The 20,446-nt window shown below is 62.5% G+C and carries 15 protein-coding genes; 7 read left to right on the top strand and 8 right to left on the bottom strand.

Features of this window, described 5'->3' with window-relative positions; all coding sequences use genetic code 11:
- Positions 1-19: 19 nt before the first annotated feature.
- The 5 genes from AC07OP_RS14985 to yegS all read left to right on the top strand — a co-directional run bounded on the left by AC07OP_RS14985 (position 20) and on the right by yegS (position 10,062).
- Entirely contained in the window at positions 20-7,795 is a 7,776-nt protein-coding gene (locus tag AC07OP_RS14985) for a hemagglutinin repeat-containing protein (RefSeq protein ID WP_495100717.1), read from the top strand.
- 11 nt (positions 7,796-7,806) lie between these two features.
- Positions 7,807-8,115 carry a hypothetical protein gene (locus tag AC07OP_RS14980; RefSeq protein ID WP_053133393.1) on the top strand — a complete coding sequence of 103 codons (309 nt, stop codon included), beginning with the start codon at positions 7,807-7,809 and terminating at the stop codon, positions 8,113-8,115.
- 24 nt (positions 8,116-8,139) lie between these two features.
- On the top strand, positions 8,140-8,466 hold the full coding sequence (locus AC07OP_RS14975; protein ID WP_065940546.1) for a hypothetical protein: 327 nt from the start codon (positions 8,140-8,142) through the stop codon (positions 8,464-8,466).
- A gap of 33 nt (positions 8,467-8,499) precedes the next feature.
- A complete protein-coding gene (locus AC07OP_RS14970; RefSeq protein WP_495100718.1) occupies positions 8,500-9,045 on the top strand; it encodes a hypothetical protein in 546 nt (181 codons plus the stop codon).
- A 96-nt stretch (positions 9,046-9,141) separates the two neighbouring features.
- A complete protein-coding gene (yegS, locus tag AC07OP_RS14965) occupies positions 9,142-10,062 on the top strand; it encodes a lipid kinase YegS (RefSeq protein ID WP_495100719.1) in 921 nt (306 codons plus the stop codon).
- On the opposite strand, the gene AC07OP_RS14960 is transcribed toward yegS, so the two are convergent.
- The 3 genes from AC07OP_RS14960 to AC07OP_RS14950 form a co-directional block, all read right to left on the bottom strand.
- Positions 10,021-10,680, bottom strand: coding sequence for a response regulator transcription factor (locus AC07OP_RS14960; protein WP_065940544.1), 660 nt, complete (start codon positions 10,678-10,680; stop codon positions 10,021-10,023). The two genes, yegS and AC07OP_RS14960, sit on opposite strands and share 42 nt — an antisense overlap.
- Positions 10,677-11,570 carry a sensor histidine kinase gene (locus AC07OP_RS14955; RefSeq protein WP_495100730.1) on the bottom strand — a complete coding sequence of 298 codons (894 nt, stop codon included), beginning with the start codon at positions 11,568-11,570 and terminating at the stop codon, positions 10,677-10,679. Before AC07OP_RS14955 ends, AC07OP_RS14960 begins: the two co-directional genes overlap by 4 nt.
- A gap of 354 nt (positions 11,571-11,924) precedes the next feature.
- A complete protein-coding gene (locus AC07OP_RS14950; protein ID WP_174557005.1) occupies positions 11,925-12,374 on the bottom strand; it encodes a hypothetical protein in 450 nt (149 codons plus the stop codon).
- A gap of 550 nt (positions 12,375-12,924) precedes the next feature.
- On the opposite strand from AC07OP_RS14950, the gene AC07OP_RS14945 reads away from it, so the two are divergent.
- Positions 12,925-13,860 carry a chemotaxis protein CheV gene (locus AC07OP_RS14945; protein WP_027603884.1) on the top strand — a complete coding sequence of 312 codons (936 nt, stop codon included), beginning with the start codon at positions 12,925-12,927 and terminating at the stop codon, positions 13,858-13,860.
- A 39-nt stretch (positions 13,861-13,899) separates the two neighbouring features.
- Complete coding sequence (locus tag AC07OP_RS14940; protein ID WP_065924151.1) at positions 13,900-14,706, top strand: MOSC domain-containing protein; 807 nt, start codon at positions 13,900-13,902, stop codon at positions 14,704-14,706.
- A gap of 63 nt (positions 14,707-14,769) precedes the next feature.
- Here the strand turns inward: AC07OP_RS14940 and ppnP are convergent, their stop codons facing one another.
- The 5 genes from ppnP to atuD all read right to left on the bottom strand — a co-directional run bounded on the left by ppnP (position 14,770) and on the right by atuD (position 20,443).
- Positions 14,770-15,054, bottom strand: a complete 285-nt coding sequence (ppnP, locus tag AC07OP_RS14935; RefSeq protein ID WP_027603886.1) for a pyrimidine/purine nucleoside phosphorylase — start codon at positions 15,052-15,054, stop codon at positions 14,770-14,772.
- 193 nt (positions 15,055-15,247) lie between these two features.
- Positions 15,248-15,790 carry a 3'-5' exonuclease gene (locus tag AC07OP_RS14930; protein WP_027603887.1) on the bottom strand — a complete coding sequence of 181 codons (543 nt, stop codon included), beginning with the start codon at positions 15,788-15,790 and terminating at the stop codon, positions 15,248-15,250.
- A 74-nt stretch (positions 15,791-15,864) separates the two neighbouring features.
- Positions 15,865-17,748, bottom strand: a complete 1,884-nt coding sequence (locus tag AC07OP_RS14925; RefSeq protein WP_495100720.1) for an acetyl/propionyl/methylcrotonyl-CoA carboxylase subunit alpha — start codon at positions 17,746-17,748, stop codon at positions 15,865-15,867.
- 779 nt (positions 17,749-18,527) lie between these two features.
- Entirely contained in the window at positions 18,528-19,289 is a 762-nt protein-coding gene (locus tag AC07OP_RS14920) for an enoyl-CoA hydratase/isomerase family protein (protein ID WP_169897940.1), read from the bottom strand.
- Positions 19,286-20,443: a citronellyl-CoA dehydrogenase gene (atuD, locus tag AC07OP_RS14915; RefSeq protein WP_495103231.1), complete on the bottom strand. Its 1,158-nt coding sequence runs from the start codon at positions 20,441-20,443 to the stop codon at positions 19,286-19,288. Before atuD ends, AC07OP_RS14920 begins: the two co-directional genes overlap by 4 nt.
- Positions 20,444-20,446: the final 3 nt, after the last annotated feature.

The following is a 20,446-nucleotide window of genomic DNA, read 5'->3' as shown; positions in this document are numbered from 1 at the left end:
CTCCGCGCAAAGGACTTGCATGAATAAGCATCTATTTCGAATTGTATTCAACAAGGCTCGCGGCCTGCTGATGGTGGTGGCCGAGAACGTCAAGAGTGCGTGCAAGGCACCCGGCACCACGAGCGCCGTGTCCCGGGCCGGTACCGCCGTGGTGACCCTCACACCGCTGCGGTTTGCGCTGATGGTGGGGATGGGTTGGGTCGCGCTGGTGATGCCGGCGCAGGCCCAGGTGGTGGTCGACGGTTCTGCGCCGGCCGGTCAACGCCCGACGATTGGCGCCGCCGGCAACGGCGCGCCCGTGGTGGACATCACCACGCCGAGCGGGGCAGGGGTGTCGCGCAATACCTATACGCAGTTCGATGTGGACAAGCGCGGCGTGATCCTCAACAACGGCGTGACCAACAGCCAGACCCAACTGGGCGGTTGGATCGAAGGCAACCGCGCGCTGGCCAACGGCAGTGCACGGGTGATCCTCAACGAGGTCAACTCCAGCAACCCCAGCCAATTGCGCGGGTTTGTCGAAGTGGCAGGCTCCAAGGCCCAGGTGGTCATCGCCAATCCGTCCGGGATTGCCTGCGACGGTTGCGGCTTTATCAACGCCGACCGGGCGACACTGACCACGGGCCGCGCGCAGTTCGAGAACGGCCTGATCAGCGGCTATCAAGTCTCCGGGGGCAAGGTCAGCATCGGCGGCGATGGCATGGACAGTACTCGGGCCGACTACACCGAGATCATCGCGCGCACGGTTGAAGTCAACGCGGGGATCTGGGCGAAGGACTTGAGCATCAAGGCGGGGGCCACGGATAAAACCCAGGCCGACGCCCCCGCCGTCGCCATCGATGTGGCGCAGCTGGGCGGCATGTATGCCGGCAAGATCACCCTGGTGGGCAACGGCGCCGGCGTTGGTGTGCGTAACGCCGGGCAGATCGGTGCCAGCGCCGGTGAAGTGGTGATTGGCAGCGACGGCCGCATCGAGAACAGCGGCCGGGTCAGTAGCGCCACCCAACTGACCGCCCAGGCGGACAAGGGCATCGACAACAGCGGTACGCTGTTTGCCCAGGGCGACCTGGCACTGAGTGCTGCCGGGGATATCGACAACAAGGGTATTGTGTCCGCCCAAGGGAATACGCGCCTGACCACCACCGGCGCGCAGTCGGCGATTCGCAGCCAGGCCGGTTCCGCACTGGCCGCCGGCGTCGACAGCAGCGGCAAGTTGGGCAGCAGCGGCTCGCTGACCCTGACGTCTGCCGGCACCTTGACGGCCAAGGGGCAGAACCTTGCGGCACAACACTTGAGCGCCACCGCCGCAACGGTCGACCTCAGTGACAGCCTGACCTCGGCCCAGAGCGTGGCGTTGACCAGCACCGCCGGCAACCTCGATGTGCGCCGCAGCCGCGTCACCGCCGGCCAGGGCCTGACCGCCGACGCCAAGCAAACCTTGCTCAGCGATGCCGCGCAGGTGGGCGCCGCGCAGATCACCGCCACGGCGCTGGACCTCTCCAACGTCGGCGGCAAGTGGGTGCAGACCGGCAGTGCGGGCATGCGCATGACCGTCTCGCACAGTCTCGACAACAGCCGTGGCACCCTCGCCAGTGGTGGCCGCCTTGACGTCAGTGCCGACACCCTGGGCAACCAGCATGGCCTGGTGCAATCCGGCGGGCTCGGCGACTTGCACGTCACGGCTCGCGAGCACCTGGACAACCAGCAGGGCAAGCTGGTCACGGCTGCGCAGCTGTTCCTCGACGGCGGCAGCCTCGATAACCGTAACGGCCAGATCACCGCCGGCGGTGCGCTGGACGTCGACGCCGGGCAGTTGAATAACGCCCAGGGCACGGTCGCGGCGACACAGACGCTGACGGTCAATGCCGACAGCATCCTCAACCAGGGCGGCACCCTCGGTTCGGTCGCCGCCGACCTGATCCTCAACAGTCGCGGGCAACAGCTCGACAATCAGGGCGGCCGCCTTGAGGCCGCCAAAGCCTTGACCGTCAACGCCCAGGGTTTGAACAACCAGAGCGGCGTGGTGACCGGCGCGCAGTTGCTGATCGACACCCACGGCCAGCAGTTGGATAACGGCCAGGGCATGCTCAATGCCAGCGATACGCTGACGGTCGACAGTGGCGTGTTGAACAATGACGGCGGCACCGTGCAGGCGAAGTCGGCGCTGACCCTGGACACCCATGGCCAGTTGCTGAGCAATCGTAATTCCGGCACCCGCGGCGGCATTCTTGGCCAGGCTGCGGTGACGGTGCGCGCCGGGCAATTGCTCAACGACCAGGGCTTTATCGGCAGTGCCAAGACCCTGCAAGTCAATGCTCTGCAGGTGAGTAACCAGGCGGGCCTGTTGCGTGCCGACGGCCATCTGGCGCTTACGGCTGCGCGTGTCGATAACAGCTCGACCCAGGGCGCCAACCAAGGCGTCAAGGGGCAGTCGGTGGCCATCGACGCTGATGACGTGACCAACCGCGGCGGCTCGATCGTCTCCGATGCGGCACTGAGCATCACAGGCAGCGGCACCCTGGATAACGAGCAAGGCATTGTTTCCGCCGGCAGTGCGCTGACCGTGGCCGACCGTGACCTGGCCCAGAAACGCCAGGCAGTGAGTAACGTGGCGGGCACGCTGATTGCCGGGCAATCCCTGCTGCTCGACAGTGCCCGTTACAGCGGCAGCGGCAAGGCCTTGAGCCTGGGCGACCTGACGTTTCGGCTGACCAATGACTTCGTCAACAGCGGCCTGTTCCAGGCCAACGGCGGCCTGACGGTAGAGACCGGCGGGCGCTTGACCAACCAAGGCAGCTTCCAGGCCGGTGACCTGCTGCGCCTGAACGTCAACGCCCTCGACAACGCCGCCAGCGGTTTGATCAGCGCGCGTCAGGTCGAGGTCAATGCGGGCAGCCAACTGGATAACCGCGGCTTGATCGACGCTGAGGTCACGCGGATCAACACCGCGACGCTGAACAACCTGGGCACCGGGCGTATTTACGGCGATCACCTGTCCATCGCCGCCGCGACCCTGAACAACACCCTCGAAGGCGGTGTTGCCGCGACGGTTGCAGCGCGCAACCGCCTGGATATTGCCAGCCAGGTCGTGAACAACCGCGAGCACGGTCTGATCTTCAGTGCCGGCGATTTAGCGATTGGGGCGACCCTGGATACCAACGGCAACGCCAGCGGCCAGGCGCAGGAATTGAATAACGCCAGTGCAACCGTCGAGGCGCTGGGCAGCCTGAATGTGAATGCCAGGGTTATCCGCAACACCAACGAGCACTTTGCTACCGAGCAGGTGGTGGCGTCCCGTGATGTGCTGCAAGAGTTCCAGCTGTCTGGCTCCACCAACCGCTATACGCCGGAGCAGGTCTCGACCTACAACAATGAGGTCCTGCACCTGGTCACCCCGGAGGGCTATGACGATCGCTGGAACCGCTACGACTACACCCGTGAGGTGACTGAAACGCGGATTACCCAATCCGACCCCGGACAACTACTGGCGGGCGGCAACCTCACCCTGATCGCCGACCAGGTAATCAACGACAAGAGCCGGATCATTGCTGGTCAGGCCCTCAACGCCAATGTCGGCAGCGTGATCAATACCGAGGTGGATGGCCAGCGCATCACCACCGATAAAGGCACGCTGAGTAATTTCTATCGTATCCAGCGCAAGGGCCGCGACCGTCAGGGCCGCAGCGTCACCACCTATACGCCGGCACCGTTGATTCAGCAGATCAAGCTGACACCGACCATGTTTACCGAGTACGCGGCCATCAATGGCACCGGTACGCAGGTCGGCGCGCTGGTGTTGGCCAAGGTCGCGGATAACACCGCCGGCACCGGCGATCTCTCGGGTGTCGGCAGAACCTACGCCGTCAGCCCGATCAGCCAGGTCGAAGCACTGACCAAGCAGAATGCTGCTGGCGCGGTGGAGCAGATCCGGACCGGTGGCTTCAACCCGGACCTGCCCAACAGCAGCCTGTTCCACACCAACCCCGGCAGCACCGCCGGCTACCTGGTGGAGACCGACCCGCGTTTTGCCAACTACCGTCAGTGGTTGTCGTCGGACTATATGCTGCAACGCCTGAACCTTGACCCGGCGGCGACCCAGCAACGTCTGGGTGATGGCTTCTACGAGCAGAAGCTGATCCGCGAGCAGGTGGCACAACTTACCGGGCGGCGGTTTGTCGACGGCTACGCCAGTGACGAAGAGCAGTATCGCGGCATGATCGACAGTGCCGTGACCCTGGCCGATCAGTGGAAGTTGATTCCGGGTGTGGCGCTGACCGCCGAGCAAATGGCGCAGCTGACCAGCGACATCGTCTGGCTGGTGGCCAAGGACGTCACCCTGGCCAGTGGCGAAGTCCGCCAGGTGCTGGTGCCGCAGGTGTATGTGCGGGTCCGTGAGGGCGACATGGATGGCTCCGGTGCCTTGATGGCCGGACGCACGTTGAACCTCGACGTGCGCGGTGACCTGGTCAACGCCGGTAGCCTGTCCGGGCGCGATGGCGTCAACATCAGCGTGCAGAACCTCAATAACCTCGGTGGCCGGATCCAGGGCAACGAGGTGGCGCTCAGTGCCAGCCAGGACATCAACAACATCGGTGGCCTGATCAGCGCCAACAGCCGCCTTTCCCTGAGTGCCGGCAATGACCTGAATGTGCGGTCCACCACCACCGACAGCCAGAGCGAGCAGGGCACCCGCACCGGCCTGTCGCGCGTGGCCGGGCTCTATGTCTCGGCGCCTGCCGCCAACCTGCTTGCCACCGCCGGCAACAACATCAACCTGCAAGGCGCCGAGGTCAAAAACACCGGTGTGGGCGGTAAGACCGCGTTGGTGGCGGGTAACGACATCACCCTGAGCACCGTGACTGAATCCTATACCCAGGCCAACCAGTGGGACGGAGACAACTGGCGCAAGGAAGCCGGGCGTAATGAAGTCGGCAGCGCCGTGCAAGGCGCCGGCGATATTCGCCTGGGGGCCGGGCGTGACGTGAATGTACGCGGCGCGCAAGTCGGCAGTGATGCCGGCGCCGTGGTCGTCAGCGCCGCGCGGGACATTAACGTAGAGGCCGGCGAGCGCTTCAACAGCGCCGATGAAGCGCACAAGGTTACCGGCAGCAACGGCATGTTCTCTAAAAAGACCATCACCACCCGCGATACGGTGAGCCAGACCAGCGCACAGGCGGCGACACTCAGTGGTGAACAGACGGTGCTGCAAGCCGGCAACAACATTGCGATCACCGGCAGCAATGTGGTCTCGACCTCGGGGACGCTGCTTTCGGCAGGCAATGACATCAAGGTGCAAGCCGCCACCGAGCACCTCAGCGAAGAACACACCAAGGACGTGAAAACCAGCGGCATGTTCAGCGGCGGCGCCATTGCCGTCACCATCGGCTCGCAGCGCCAGACCAATGAGGAGCGTTCGCGCCAGAGCACGGCGGCGGCCAGTAATATCGGCGCCACTGACGGCAATGTGCTGGTCAGTGCGGGCGGCGAGTACCGCCAGGTGGGCAGTAACGTCAATGCGCCCAAGGGGGATGTGTCGATCGACGCGTCCGAGGTCAACATCCTCGAAGCGCGCAACCTCAGCTCGATGCAGACAGAGCAGCGCTTCAAGCAGACGGGCGTCAGCCTGACCCTGACCAACCCGATCGTGAATGCGGTGCAGACCGGCCAGCGCATGAACAAGGCCGCCGAACGTACCGACGACAAGCGCATGAAAACCCTGGCGGCGTTGAATACCGCTTGGGCGGCCAGCGATGCCTATACCCAGGTGGCGGCTGATCCGGCCGCCATGGGCGGGATCAACCTGAGTATTTCCCTGGGCACCAACCAGAGTTCGAGCAAGAGCGAACAAAATGGCAGCACCGCGGCCGGCTCGACCGTTGCGGCGGGTGGGGATGTGTCGATTGTGTCCAGTGGTGGTACACGCAACAACGACCTGACGGTGCAGGGCAGCCAGATCACGGCGGGCAACGATGCGTTGTTGAAAGCCGACGGCAATATCCTGCTGGTGGGCGCCCAGAACACCATGGAGCAGCACAGCACCAACAAGAGCATCAGCGGCAGCATTGGCATCGGCATCTCCTTTGGCGGCGAGAAAAATGGCCTGAGCTTCAATGCCTCGGCGTCCCAGAGCCGTGGCAATGCCGATGGCAACGACCTGGTCTGGAGCAACACCCACCTGACGGCGGGTAACCAGGTCAGCCTGATTTCCGGCAAGGACACCACGATTCGCGGCGCCGTGGTGTCGGGTGACAAGGTCAAGGCTGACGTCGGTGGCGACTTGAATATCGAGAGCCTGCAGGACACCAGCACCTTTGCGTCTCAGCAGAAAAGCATGAGCGCCGGTATCAGTATCTGCATCCCGCCGGTCTGCGCCGGCGCCGCTACGGCGAGCTTCAGCTCGACTAATACTAAGCAGAAGTCCAACTTTGCCAGCGTGATCGAGCAATCGGGCATCCGCGCCGGCGACGGTGGTTTCGACATCAACGTGCGCGGCAATACCGACCTCAAGGGCGGTGTGATCGCCAGTTCCGACAAGGCCATCGCCGACGGTAAGAACAGCCTGACCACCGGTACGCTGACCGTGTCCGACATCCACAACTTTTCCGAAGCCAGCGCCAAGACGTCAGGGGTCGACCTGAGTTCGGACATGCTCGACGGCAAACTGGGCACGGCCAAGGCGCTGCTCGCCAACAGCCTCAACAATGGCTCGGATTCCGACTCCGAATCCAGCGACACCCGCAGCGCGATCAGCGCCGGTACCCTGGTGATCACCAACGCCGAGCGCCAGCGCGTGGTCGGCGGCATGACTGTCGACCAGACAATTGCCAACCTGAACCGCAACACCGAAGCCGCCCATGCCGCCGTGGAGCGCCTGGATGTGGCAGAAATGGGGCGCAAGGTCGAGGCCGAGCAGGAGATCAAGCGTGAGTTCTATCATCAGGTCTCGTTGTTGGCGGATGAGGCGTATCGCAAGATCTTTATCGAGAAGGCGCGGGTGTATGAGGTCTTGAAGGACAAGGATGGCAAGGCGTTGATTGATAAAGACGGCAAGGTTGAACGTCGCGAGTTGAGCGACGAAGAGAAACAGCACCTCAAGAAAGGGCCAGACGGCAAGGTGCATATCGCTAACAACGGCATTTTCAACGACATCGATGGTGCCGCTAAATATGCTAACCAGCACAGCACCGCCGATACCGGGCCGCAATATTTGATCCACTTTGAGAAAGCCAACAATTTCACGTCCGAGCTGATGATCGCGGCGTATCAGAAAAACCTTGAAAATGACTTCTGGGGTTTATCCAATGCCACCGTGCAAACCAAGGACTACATGGTCCAGTTCGGTCAGAGCGGGTTGCATATCGACGGGCACAGCCGGGGCACGCTGACCACCGGCAGTGCGATGGAATCATTGGCCCGTGATCCGGCCAACGCTGGCGTTCTGGGTCAGACGTCGATGAACTTCTTTGGTGCAGCCTACGGGGTGCAAAAGGCTGACTCGCTGTTGGGGATATTGCAGAACCGCTCAACGTTCAGTTCTGAGGAGCAACGCGAGGCGATGGCGCTGCAGTACCAGAATCATAATTTCGACCCCGTTGCGCGAACACCCGGCGTAGGGTTTAACGCTGGCACAGGCGGTACGATCCCGGAGGGAAGCGTTCGTGTATGGGAGTGGCTGAAGGTGCTGGGCGGCGAAAACACCGTGCACAACTGCTATGGCGATGGCGGACCAGCCTGCCAGCCTTTCTGGCGGGATTCACCCGACGGTGTCTCACACTTTGTTCGAGTTAAACCATGAGGAAGAACGCCATGTTCAGTCGGTGTCTGCTGTTAAGTTTTTGCGCGGTGTTAACGACCGGCTGCACGGGCAGGGGCTTTCAACCTCCGCCGCCTGATTTTACCTATTGGCAAAAGAGCGGGGTGTCGGTTGAAGGCGTCAAGAGCAGCATGCTCGCGTGCGGGTACGCCAATGTGGCGGGCACGGGCGGCGGCTCAATCGATGAGAAACTGAAGCACTTCTATTGCATGAAGGACGCTGGCTTTACCCGCAAGGATAATCTGGATCTGTGCAAGCTTGGCCGCATTGGCGAATCTCCAGTGTGCGAAGGCCGTCGCTGAACCATCACTAAAAGGAAGCAAGGCATGAACGATCTACGCAATGGACTGTACGGCGTCGCGCTGGCATTGGCGGTGGCAGGGCTGGGCGGTTGCGCCTCGTCGATGACGGTCACCGGCGAGCCGGGGGTGAAGATGGGCCAGAGCTACGCCCAGGTGCTCGCGGTGGTCAGCCGAAACAACGCTGTGACCAAGCAGGTCGATGGCCAAGGCTTCCGGGCTGAGGGTTACTCGCCGATGTTCAAGGACTGCCGGATCAAGTACTTCATCTTCCAGGGCGCTGATGGCTTGCAGCAGGTGAAGTACGAGCCGGCGCCAGAGCTGTCGGTCAACCAGAATTGCCGTCAGCCGTAAGCGGCCCTTTATTCCTCTGCGAGTTGACTGCTGATGAGCCTTTTACGTGTGTTTCCCGTGGCGTTGCTGGTACTGCTGACCGGCTGCGGCCAAGTGGCGAATATCCGCTCCCTGTCCACCGGCTACGTTGCACCGCAGACCGGCGAGACCGCCCGCGTGCGGTTGATCACCGATGGTCTGGTGCGCGCGGTGCCGGGGCGTGATTGCCTGGACTGGAACGTGCCGGGCGCCGGGGTGATGGCGTCGACGAAAGCGGGCTTCCCCGATCACAACGGTGAAAGCCTGGGCATGCCTGGGCCGATTTATTCGTGGGCGGCTGCGGTGTCGTCGGAATTGGTGGTGCCGGCAAACACGCCGATCGCCTTTCATTACCTGGGGCAATTGCAATATTCCCGGCAATGCTCCGCCAGCATGGCCTTCGTGCCTCGACCTGGGGTGGATTACATGGTGCAGGCGTCCATGTATGCCAATTGTTCGATCCAGTTGCATGAACTGCCGGCGGGCGCCAAGCAATGGGTCGCTGTGGAGCCTGCGTCCAAGGGCAAGCTGTCGATGTGCAACGCGATGGATAACTTCTAGTGAGTCGCGGGATTAATTTTCAACGCCCATGGCTTTTTTTCAGTCGCCCAAGGTCCACATCCTTCAAGCACCTTTGAATCCAGGAGTAAGCCACCCATGACCACCCCCAAGGCACTGTTGATCCTCCACGGCAAGCAGGCCCTCAACGAGGACGTGCGCAGCGCCGTGCTGGCGCGGCGCGAGCAGGGTTGGGAGCTGGCGGTACGGGTGACCTGGGAGGGCGGTGACGCAAAGCGCCTGGTCAAGGAGGCCCTGGAGGGTGGCTATACCCACATCATTGCCGGCGGCGGCGATGGCACTTTGCGCGATGTGGCCGAGGCCATGGCGCAGGCCAAGGGTGAGGCCAGCCTGGTGCTGATGCCTCTGGGGACCGCCAACGATTTCGCCAAGGCTGCCGGCGTGCCATTGGAGCCCGCCCAGGCCCTGGCGTTGCTGGATGTGCCGCCCCGTGCGATCGACCTCGGCCAGGTCGGCGGGCAAATCTTCCTGAATATGGCCACCGGCGGCTTCGGCAGCCAGGTCACCGCCAATACCTCCGAAGACCTGAAGAAAGTCCTCGGTGGCGCCGCCTACCTGTTCACCGGCCTGACGCGCTTCAGCGAGTTGAAGGCCGCCTATGCCGAGCTGGACGGGCCGGATTTCCACTGGAAGGGCGAGCTGCTCGCCCTGGGCATCGGCAACGGTCGCCAGGCGGGCGGTGGGCATGTGCTGTGCCCTGGCGCATTGGCCGACGATGGCTTGCTCGACATCAGTATCCTGCCGGCGCCCCAGGAAGTGGTGGGCACCTTGCGCGAGCTGATGGGTAACGGTTGGGAGCTGGACGCGATGTTCGTGCGGGCACGCCTGCCGTGGGTCAACATCAAGGTCGCGCAGGGCTTGTACATCAACCTCGATGGCGAGCCGCTGGAAGGTGACGACCTGCACTTCGAGGCCTTGCCCAAGGCCCTGCGCGTGCATCTGCCGGTGGGTTCGCCCCTAGTCGTCCAGGCTGATGATCTGCTCGCGCACGGCAAATAACACCAGGCCCGCCACATCGAATATCTGCAGGCGCTTCATGATTTGCGAGCGGTGGGCTTCCACGGTCTTGATGCTCAGGCCCAGGCCGTGGGCGATCTCGCGGGTGGATTTGCCGCGCACGATCAGGCGCAGGATTTCCAGTTGGCGGGCCGTGAGGTTATGGCTGTGGCGTGCGGGCGTGGCGGGTTCCTGGCTGCGCACCAGCGCCTGGTTGATCACGGTATGGGCGATCGCCGGGCTCAGGTAGCGCTCGTTGTTGCGCAAGGCCAGCAACGCGTGTTCCAGCTCGTTGGCAGTGGTGTCCTTGAGCAGGTAGCCGTGGGCGCCTGCCTCCAGCGCGCACATGATCAGCTCCGGGTCGGTGTGCATCGACAGGATCAGCACCTTGCTCCTGGGGTGCGCACGCTTGAGTTGCTGTAGCGCGTCGAGGCCGCTGGTGTGCTTCATGGACAGGTCCAACAGCACGATATCCGGCAGCAAGGTATTGAACTGCTCCAGCAACTGCGCGCCATCGCTGGCTTCGCCGGTCACTGTGTAGCCGGGAATATCCTGGATCAGCGCACGTACGCCGGCCCTGATCAGTGCATGGTCATCCACCAGGAGTAATGTGCAGGTCACTCGATAACCTTAGGGGCGCTGGCCCGTTCCAGAGTGCGGGGTGCCCAGGGGAAAAGCGCGTCGATCCGTGTGCCGTTGCCTGGTTGGCTGCTGACGGACAATGAACCGCCAAGCTGGTCAATGCGCTCGGACATGCCAGCCATGCCCCGTTGACCTTCCAGGCCGGGGTTGATGGCGGGCGAAAAGCCCTGGCCGTCATCACAGATGGTCAACGACAGGCCCTCGGGCAGGCGTTGCAGGCGCACCAGCAGATTGCGCGCCTGGGCGTGGCGAAGCATGTTGGTCACGGCTTCCTGGGTAATGCGAAAGGCCGCCACGGCCATTTCTTCAGGGATGCCGGTCAGTCGTTGCTGGCATTCGAGGCTCCAGTGCACCGGGGTGTTTTCCAGGGTCTTGAGCAGGTGCGCGCGCAGGCTGGCTTCCAGGCCCAGGCTGGCGAGCTGCCGGGGGTTGAGGATGGCGGATACGTCGCGCACCTTGGCCAGGGTCTCGTTCAAGGTGTTGCACAGCACGGTGCACTGGCTTTGCAGCTCCTCCGGCAGGCGGCGCTTGAGCCATTCGCTTTGCAGCTTGGCGGCGGTCAGCAACTGGCCGATATCGTCATGCAGTTCACGGCTGAGGCGATGACGTTCGTTTTCCTGCACTTGCAACAGGCGATCGGCCAACTCCTGGGGCTGGAACTTGATGGATTTACGCGAGCGCCACTGTTGCAGGCCAACCACTACCAGGATGGCCAGGTTGAGCAGCAGCACCAGCAGTGGCAGCGGCGCGGAGCGGCTGTAGGCCCACAGGCTCAGCAGCAGCGAGCCGAAGCACAGGGCGAGGATCAAACGGCGTGCGTTACTGCGGGACGCGGACCTTGCGATGAATGTCTTGAGGCTGGCATGCATAGCGGATGGAGCCAATGAAGGTTCGCTGCGGGAAGACCGGTCGCGGCTGACCGGGCTCTGTTTGGAATACGTTCTTGAATCGTTCTCAAGCAGGCTGAAGTTGAGTCACTTCGAGCGGGGGCATAGTACCACCACTCTTACCGTTGGTCGCCAGGTGCCGTGCCTGGCGGCCTATTTAAACGCGCAAGAACGCGGGGAATGATAATCCCGGCGTTAATGAAGTGAGGTTGTATTATTTCAAAGGGTTTGTATCGTTAATAGCTAATTGATGTTAAATCGCCATTTTGCTCCAGCGAGTTAGTTGGCGCTGTCGTTTTTAGATAACCCCGTGCTTGAATGCGACCTGAGAGCGCCTCAAGACAAATGATGCATACGTTGTTGCGGATTGTAACTGAAACCCTTTTGCGGAATTTGCAGGGTGACGGTGTCAATCAACTTGGTCTGTTCTTCTTTATCCAGGGTCAGTTGGCCTGTTTTTGCATCGATCAGTTCCAACTGCCAGGCCAGCAATGTCAGGCAGTCATGCAGGGCCCCCAGGGCTTGATCATGTAACTGCAACGGGTTTTCGGCGTTGGCGATCACGTCCTGGATATGCCGCGAGAACTCGCTGATCGCTTGCAGGGCCAGGCAATCGGCCTTTTCGGCGAGCTTGATCAGGCTGATTTTCATGCAGTCGATGGCGTCACTGTCGTTGCGAATCAGATGCAGATGGCTCAGGCATTCTTCCGACTTGGCCAGCAGCTTTTCAGCCTCGCGCAGGAACTCAGGAAGTGCAAGTTGCCACTCGTTACCGTCGTTCATCATGCAAGTCTCCACAACATAAGGTCGGGTGATGAGAGGTCGCACCGGGTGAATGGCGTAAAACTACCGCTGAAAGATAACGGGAATCTGTAGGTCGCTTCTGAGTTTTCAGTAGGACGTTTATTTGAATGACGGCGACGGCTGCGCGTGGCCCTCGTGAGTGGGCTCGATTGCACACCTTCAGTTGCCGCGACGTGAGCGTCTGGAAAACCCATAAGACGAGGGCTGTGGATGGCAAACAAAAGCCTGACTCCATTCATGCAATGAGAATGGCGTCACATTAATGGCTATTAGATATTGCGAATATCAGGTTGGGCCTGATTGTGTATAGGGGAATCCCTTACATGGCGGAACCTTGCGTCGATTTGAGTGTCGCGCAATGTCGCTGCACCGCCATATGAACAGGCCTCAGCAGTAAAGCATGATGTCAGTGTGACATCAATGAATTTACATGGCATTTTACCGGGGTCAAGGTCCGGCGTTTGCCGCCGATAACAAGCTAACTGCACAAACACTTCGCGCATTACTTTCCAGCGCACACCAGGAGCTCTTAATGGCCGGCATTCTCGACACGGTAGACCAACGCACGCAACTGGTGGGTGAGAATCGCCTGGAGATCCTCATGTTCCGCCTGGCCGGGCGGCAGCTGTTCGCCATCAACGTGTTCAAGGTGCAGGAAGTCCTGCAACTGCCCAAGCTGACCCTGATGCCCCAGCGCCACCCCTTCGTGTGCGGCGTGGTCAACCTGCGGGGCCAGACCCTGCCGGTGATCGACTTGTCCCAGGCCATCGGCATGCGTCCGCTGGTGCCGGGTCCCAACAGCACCATTATCGTCACCGAGTACAACCGCTCGGTGCAGGCGTTCCTGGTAGGTGGCGTGGACCGCATCGTCAACATGAACTGGGAAGCCATCCTGCCGCCGCCGACCAGCGCCGGGCGCCAGCATTACCTCACCGCCATCAGCAAGGTCGACGACCAGTTGGTGGAGATCATCGACGTGGAAAAAGTCCTCGCCGAGATCGTGCCGTACAACGCCAAGGTCTCCCGCGAAAAACTCGACGACCCGGTGCTGGAACGCGCCCGTGGCCGCGAAGTGCTGCTGGTGGACGATTCCAACGTGGCCCTGTCGCAATTGCGCGACACCCTCGGCCAACTGGGCGTGAAGATGCACATCGCCAGCGACGGTCTCAAGGCGCTGAACATGCTCAAGGCCTGGGCCGACGCCGGCCATGTCATGACCGACAAGCTGCTGATGATCTTCACCGACGCCGAAATGCCCGAGATGGACGGCTACCGCCTCACCACCGAAATCCGCAACGACCCACGCCTGCGCAAGCTCTACGTGGTACTGCACACCTCGCTGTCGGGCAGCTTCAACGACTCGATGGTGAAGAAGGTCGGCTGCGACAACTTCCTGTCCAAGTTCCAGCCGGACAAGCTGGTGGATGTGGTACGTCAGCGCCTGATGCTGGACGAAGCGTCCGCTTGACCTTAGGGTGACGGCTTTGCCCCTCAGGAATGTTGGCCCATGCTTCGTCTCAGCGCGTTGTACCGTTACCCCTTGAAGTCCGGCAAGGCCGAAACCTTGCAACAGGTCGGCCTGGATAAACTGGGGTTGGACGGCGATCGACGCTGGATGCTGGTGGATGAGGCCAGCGGGCGTTTCCTCACCCAGCGCGCCGTGGCGAAGATGAGCCAACTGTCGGCGCTGTGGAACAGCAGCGGTGGCCTGACCCTGAGTTCGCCTGGCTACGCGCCGCTGGACGTGGCGCTGCCCGGCAGTGCGGCCGAGCTACGTGGCGTGACCATCTGGCGCGACACCTTGCGTGTGCCGGACGCCGGCGACGAAGCCGCCGCCTGGGTCAGCGCCTTTATCGGCAAGCCCACGCGGCTGGTGCAGATCCCCCTTGAGCGGGCGCGCACCACCCAGGCAGGTTACGGCCGCGATGATGACCAGGTCGCGTTCGCCGACGGTTATCCGTTGCTGGTGATCGGACAAGCATCCCTCGACGACCTCTCGCAGAAAGTCGGCCGCCCCATGGACATGCTGCGCTTTCGCCCCAACCTGGTGATCGAAGGCAGCGACGCCTTCGCCGAAGACGGCTGGAAGCGCCTGCGCATCGGGGATGTGGAGTTCCGTGCAGTCAAGCCCTGCTCACGCTGCATTCTCACCACCATCGATCCGCACACTGGCGAGCGCAGCCCCGACCGTGAGCCTTTTGTGACGCTAGAGGCCTACCGCAAGACCGAGGACGGCGCGATTTTTGGCCAGAACCTGGTCAACGATGGCGTGGGCCGCCTGGAAGTGGGCATGCCGGTGATCATCCTCGAATAAGCCATGGGCCCATAAAAAATGCCCGTCTCCCAGGAGACGGGCATTTTTTTTGCGGCGCAGCGATCAGCCGCGGTATTCGCACAGATAAGCGGTGTCCACCGCGACCTTCAGCTGGAACTTGCTGTTGGCCGGTACGTTGAACTGGCTGCCGGCGGCGAAGGTTTCCCAGTCGTTGGCGTCGGGCAGCTTGACGCTCAGGGCGCCGGACACCACGTGCATGATTTCGCGCTGGGCGGTGCCGAATTCGTATTCACCCGGGGCCATCACGCCGATGGTCGCCGGACCTTCTGCGGTGCCGAAAGCGATCGACTTGACGGTGCCGTCGAAGTACTCGTTGACTTTGAACATGGGCGAATCCTCGGAAAAAGTTGATGCTTTACGCTCATCCTGTAGGCGCGAGCTTGCTCGCGAAAAACCTGAGAGCGCCGCTGGGTGCCAGGTTTACCGCGTTATCGTTAACGACCTTCGCGAGCAAGCTCGCTCCTACAGTTGAGCAGCAAGGAAAAGGGGGAGTCAGTATGCCCAAGGCTTCGGGCGCTGCCTAGACCGGCAAAATCAGCGGCAGCAGGCGCGCGGTGTTGCGTGCATCTTCCAGCGCGCGATGTTGCTGGCCCTGGAACTGCATCCCCGCCAATTGCAGGGCGCCATTGAGCCCCAGGGGCTTGTCCAGGCGCCGGGCCTTGGCGAAGCGTTGCTTGAGGTTGACATGGGGCGTGGGGGCCATGGCGCTGGCCAGGCCATGGCGCTGCCATTCGAGCTCCAGCTGCACGCGGTCGTAGTCACCCCAACTGGCCCAGCCTTCCAGGCGCGCCTGATGCTGGCCCAGCCAGCGCTCGAACAGCGGCCACACCTCGATGAACGGTGCAGCGCCGTCGATATTTGCCTGGGTGATATGGGTCAGCTGGCGACAAAAGGGCGTGAGCAAGGGGCGGCGCAGCGGCCGCACAAAGCGCTGGAAGTGGTCCAGCTCGCGGCCCTGGCGGTTTACCAGGCTCGCGCCGATCTCGATGACTTCCATCTCCGTCACGGGCCAGCCGCCTTCATCCGTTGTGGCTTCAAGGTCAATAATCAGCCAATGAGGCATCGCGCAGGTTCCCGTACTCGTCCTTTCCTGTTGGGGATAGAGCGTAGACCGGCCTTGTAGTTCCGACTAGGGGGTTATTCGATCTCCAGCAGAACCTGGCGATTGCGTACCTGATCGCCTGCTGTGACCTGTACGGCCTTGACCACGCCGTCCCTGTCGGCCTTGAGTGGATGCTCCATTTTCATGGCTTCGAGCACCAGCAGCAGTTGGCCTTTGGTCACCTGTTCACCGGTGCTGACGCGGACGTCGACGATGGCACCGTCCATCGGTGCCTTGACCGTGCCGCTGCCTGCGTCGGCCTGGCGCCCGGCAACCTGCTGGGTGCGGTTGGTGACGATAAGGCCTGGCAACCACAGCCGAGAGCCCTCCAGGTGATAGGCGATACGCCGGCGAATGCCGTTGAGCACCACGGTGGCGTGACGGCCATCGGTGCTGAGTGGCAGGGGGGCGGCGGTGACGGTGTGGGTTTCGCCGTCGACCTCCAGGCGAAAGGTGCAGGGAACCCGGGCGTTGTTGCGCCATCCCGCGAGGCCGTGGGGATGCTGGTCGGCGCTGTGTTGGTAAAACAGCGCGGCGGCCAGGGCGAGTTGATCACTTGTCGCGGCCGGGCGCGGTATTTCGCTGAAGTGCTCGGCGATAAACCCGGTGCTGAAATCACCCTCGATAAACCCTGGGTGCTTGAGCAGTTCAGCCAACAAGCGCTGATTGGTCGTCACCCCCAGCAACAACGTGTCTTCCACCGCCCGCAGCAGTTTGCGCCGGGCTTCTTCGCGGGTGGCGCCATGGGCGATGAGCTTGCCGAGCATCGGGTCATAGAACGGGCTGATGGTTTCGCCTTCGCACAGCCCATGGTCAACCCGTACGCCCACGGCCGGTTCCCAGCGCAGCACCTCACCGGTTTGCGGCAGGAAGCCCTGGGCCGGGTCCTCAGCATAGAGGCGCACTTCCATGGCGTGGCCGCTCAGGCTCACCTGCGCCTGCTCGAGCGGCAGCGGCTGGCCGGCGGCGATCTGCAGTTGCCAGGCCACCAGGTCGAGGCCGGTGATCAGCTCGGTGACCGGGTGCTCCACTTGCAGGCGGGTGTTCATTTCCAGGAAGTAGAACCGGCCGTTGCGGTCGAGCAGGAATTCCACGGTACCGGCGCCGAGGTAATTCACTGCGCGCCCGGCCTTGAGCGCGGCCTCGCCCATGGCCTGGCGCAGTTCGGGCGTCATCACCGGGCAGGGCGCTTCCTCGATGACTTTTTGATGGCGGCGCTGGATCGAGCAGTCGCGTTCGCCGAGGTAAATCAGGTTGCCGTGGCGGTCGCCGAACAGTTGGATCTCGACGTGGCGCGGCTCGATCAGCGCCTGTTCGAGGATCAGTTCGTCACTGCCGAACGCATGCCTGGCCTCCGAGCGGGCGCTGTGCAGGCTTTCCAGCAGCGCCTCCGGCTGGTGGACCAGACGCATGCCACGGCCACCGCCGCCGGCGCTGGCCTTTATCATCAGCGGGTAGCCGATGCGCTCGGCTTCACGTTGCAGGCAGGTGTCATCCTGGGCGCTGCCCTGGTAGCCGGCGATGCAAGGCACGCCGGCCTCGAGCATGGCGAGTTTGGACCGGCGCTTGCTGCCCATCAATTCGATGGCCTCGGCGCTGGGGCCGATGAAGGTCAGGCCGGCGTCCTGGCACGCGCGGGCGAAACCGGGGTTTTCCGAGAGGAAGCCGTAGCCGGGGTGGATGGCGTCGGCACCGGTCAGTTTGGCTGCATTGAGGATGGCTTCTATGTTCAGGTACGACTGCTGTACCGGGACGGGGCCGATGTGGACGGCTTCGTCGGCCATTTGTATGTGCCGGGCTTGGGCGTCGGCGTCGCTGTAGACGGCGACGGTGCGGTAGCCCAATGCCTGGGCCGTGCGCTGGATGCGGCAGGCGATTTCGCCGCGGTTGGCGATCAGGATTTTTGTGAACTGCGGCATTTTTTGCTCCGTGTGTATATCCGTTATTTAGGTAACGGCCACTTAGGGTTCCGCTCTTACAGCGGGTCACTTTTGGAAGGACCCAAAAGTAACCAAAAGGTCCTCGCCCCAACACTCGGCACCTCGCCTAGGCTCGGTGTGCCCTCACTCCGGCTTTGGAGCGTGGGCCGCCGCGATGGGCCATCCCTGGCCCAGTGCGGCTAACCCGGCGTCCTGCCGGGTTACCCACGCTCCAAAGCCTGCGTTCGGCCAGCGTGTTTGACGGGGCGATCCCACATCAAAAACAAAGCGAGGCGGCCTTAAAGCCGACCTGATCTTTGAAGCGTACGCGGTGTGGCTTCTACTTCCTTAATCGCTGACGAAGTCAGCAATCTTTTGATCTGCTCTGGCTCTTGATCTGCTTTTGATCTTGATCTTAGGCGCCCCGTTAACCACGCTGGCCGAACGCAGGCTTGAATCCGTGGGTAACCCGGCAGGACGCCGGGTTAGCCGTCCTGGGCCAGGGATGGCCCATGACGGCGGCCCACGGATTCAAGCCTGCGTTCGGGCATACCGAGCCTAGGCGAGGTACCGAGTGGTGGGGCAAGAGCCCTTTGGTTACTTTGGGGCTTTTCCAAAGTGACCCGCTGTAAGAGCGGAACCATAGGCAGCCGTTACCGCAGCAACGGATATGTACTCGCTCAAACCCAACGACATGGTCGGCCCGAAGGCCGCCACGGCAGCAAGCGCCCTCGCCACAGACCACAGAAAATTGTGTAGATACCCATGCTCAGCGGGCGTCATTTGCACCACCCAGGCTTGCGCTTCTGCACAAACGCCTGCGTCCCCTCGATCCCTTCCGCGCTGGTCACCGCCTCGGCAAACCACTGCGCCGCCTGGTCCAGCAGCGGCCCCACGGGCTGCTCCACGCTGGCCAGCAACAGCGCCTTGGTACGCGCATTGGCGCCGGGGGCGCAGCGCAGCACCTGCCCCAGCACCTCATCCAGACGCTCCGCCAACGCCTGCGGATCGGTCTCGGTGAAGTGCACCAGCCCCAGCCGTTGAGCTTCCAACCCATCGAACCGCGCCGCCGTCAGCGCCAGTCGCCGCGCCTGGGTCAGGCCGATACGCTTGACCACAAACGGTGCGATCTGTGCCGGCAGCAACCCCAGGCTGGTCTCCGGTAAACCGAACTGCGCCTGGTGATCGGCAATCGCGATGTCACTCACGCAGGCCAGGCCAAACCCGCCGCCCAGCACCGCGCCTTGCAGCACCACGATGACCACTGGCGACACGGCTTCCACCGCTTGCAGCAACGTGCCGAACGCCCGGTTCAGGGCCTGCAATTGATCGCCGGCGCTGACCAGGTCCTTCACATCGGCACCGGCGCAAAAATGCCCGCCTGCGCCGCTGATCACCACGGCGCGCACCTGGCTGTCCAACCCGGCCAGCACCGCGCGCAGTTCGTTGACCATTTCCAGGCTCATGGCATTGCGGCATTCGGGCCGGTTGAGGGTGATGTGCAACACGCCGTTGTGGGGTTCGAGCAGCAGGGTATTCATGGCTTTTTCCCCGGCAGAGTGCCCATCAACTTGCAGATGATGCCCAGCATGATTTCATCGGCGCCGCCGCCAATCGACACCAGGCGCACATCGCGATAGGCACGGGCCACGGGGTTGTCCCACATGAAGCCCATGCCGCCCCAGTATTGCAGGCAACTGTCGCTGACTTCGCGGCCAAGGCGCCCGGCCTTGAGCTTGGCCATGGAGGCCAGGCGGGTCACGTCCTGGCCCTTGATGTACTGCTCGGTGGCCTGGTAGACCAGTGCGCGCAGGCATTCGATTTCGGTGGCCAGTTCGGCCAGGCGAAAGTGAATCACCTGGTTGTCGATCAGCGCCTTGCCGAAGGTCTGGCGCTCCTTGCAGTAGTCGATGGTGCTGTCGATGCAGTACTCCAGGCCCTTGATCATATTGGCCGCGCCAAACAGGCGTTCTTCCTGGAACTGCAGCATCTGCATCATGAACCCCGCGCCCTCGTGGCCGATGCGATTGCGCTGGGGCACGCGCACGCCGTCGAAGAACACCTGGGCGGTTTCGGAGCTGTGCATGCCGAGTTTTTCCAGGGGCGGGCTGACGCTGATCCCTGGGGTGTTCATCGGCACCATGATCAGCGACTTGTTGATATGCGGCTTGTCGTCGGAGGTGTTGGCCAACAGGCAGATAAAGTCGGCGCTGGGCGAGTTGGTGATCCACATTTTGCTGCCGTTGATCACATAGTCGTCGCCGTCCTTGCGCGCATGGGTTTTCAACCCGGCCACGTCGGAGCCGGCGCCGGTTTCCGACACGCCGATGCAACCGACCTGCTCGCCGCTGATGGCCGGGCGCAGGAATTCGTCGCGCAATTCATCGGAACCGAAGCGGGCGAGGGCAGGGGTGCACATATCGGTCTGCACGCCGATGGACATGGGGATGCCGCCGCAGCGGATGGTGCCGAACTCTTCGGCGGCGACGATCGAGTAGCTGTAGTCCAGGCCCATGCCGCCGAATTGTTCCGGTTTGGAGATCCCCAGCAAGCCGAGGTCGCCGGCCTTGCGGAAGATGTCGTGGATGGGGAAGCGCCCGGCCTTTTCCCATGCGTCCACATGAGGGTTGATCTCGCGGTCGACGAAGGCACGGACGGTGCGGCGCAGTTCCTGGTGTTCCTGGGTGAAGATCATTGT

Source organism: Pseudomonas sp. GW821-FHT09D08, from assembly GCF_059416305.1.
The sequence above is the reverse complement of the archived record's forward strand: the minus strand, read 5'-3'. Positions and strand labels throughout refer to the sequence as shown.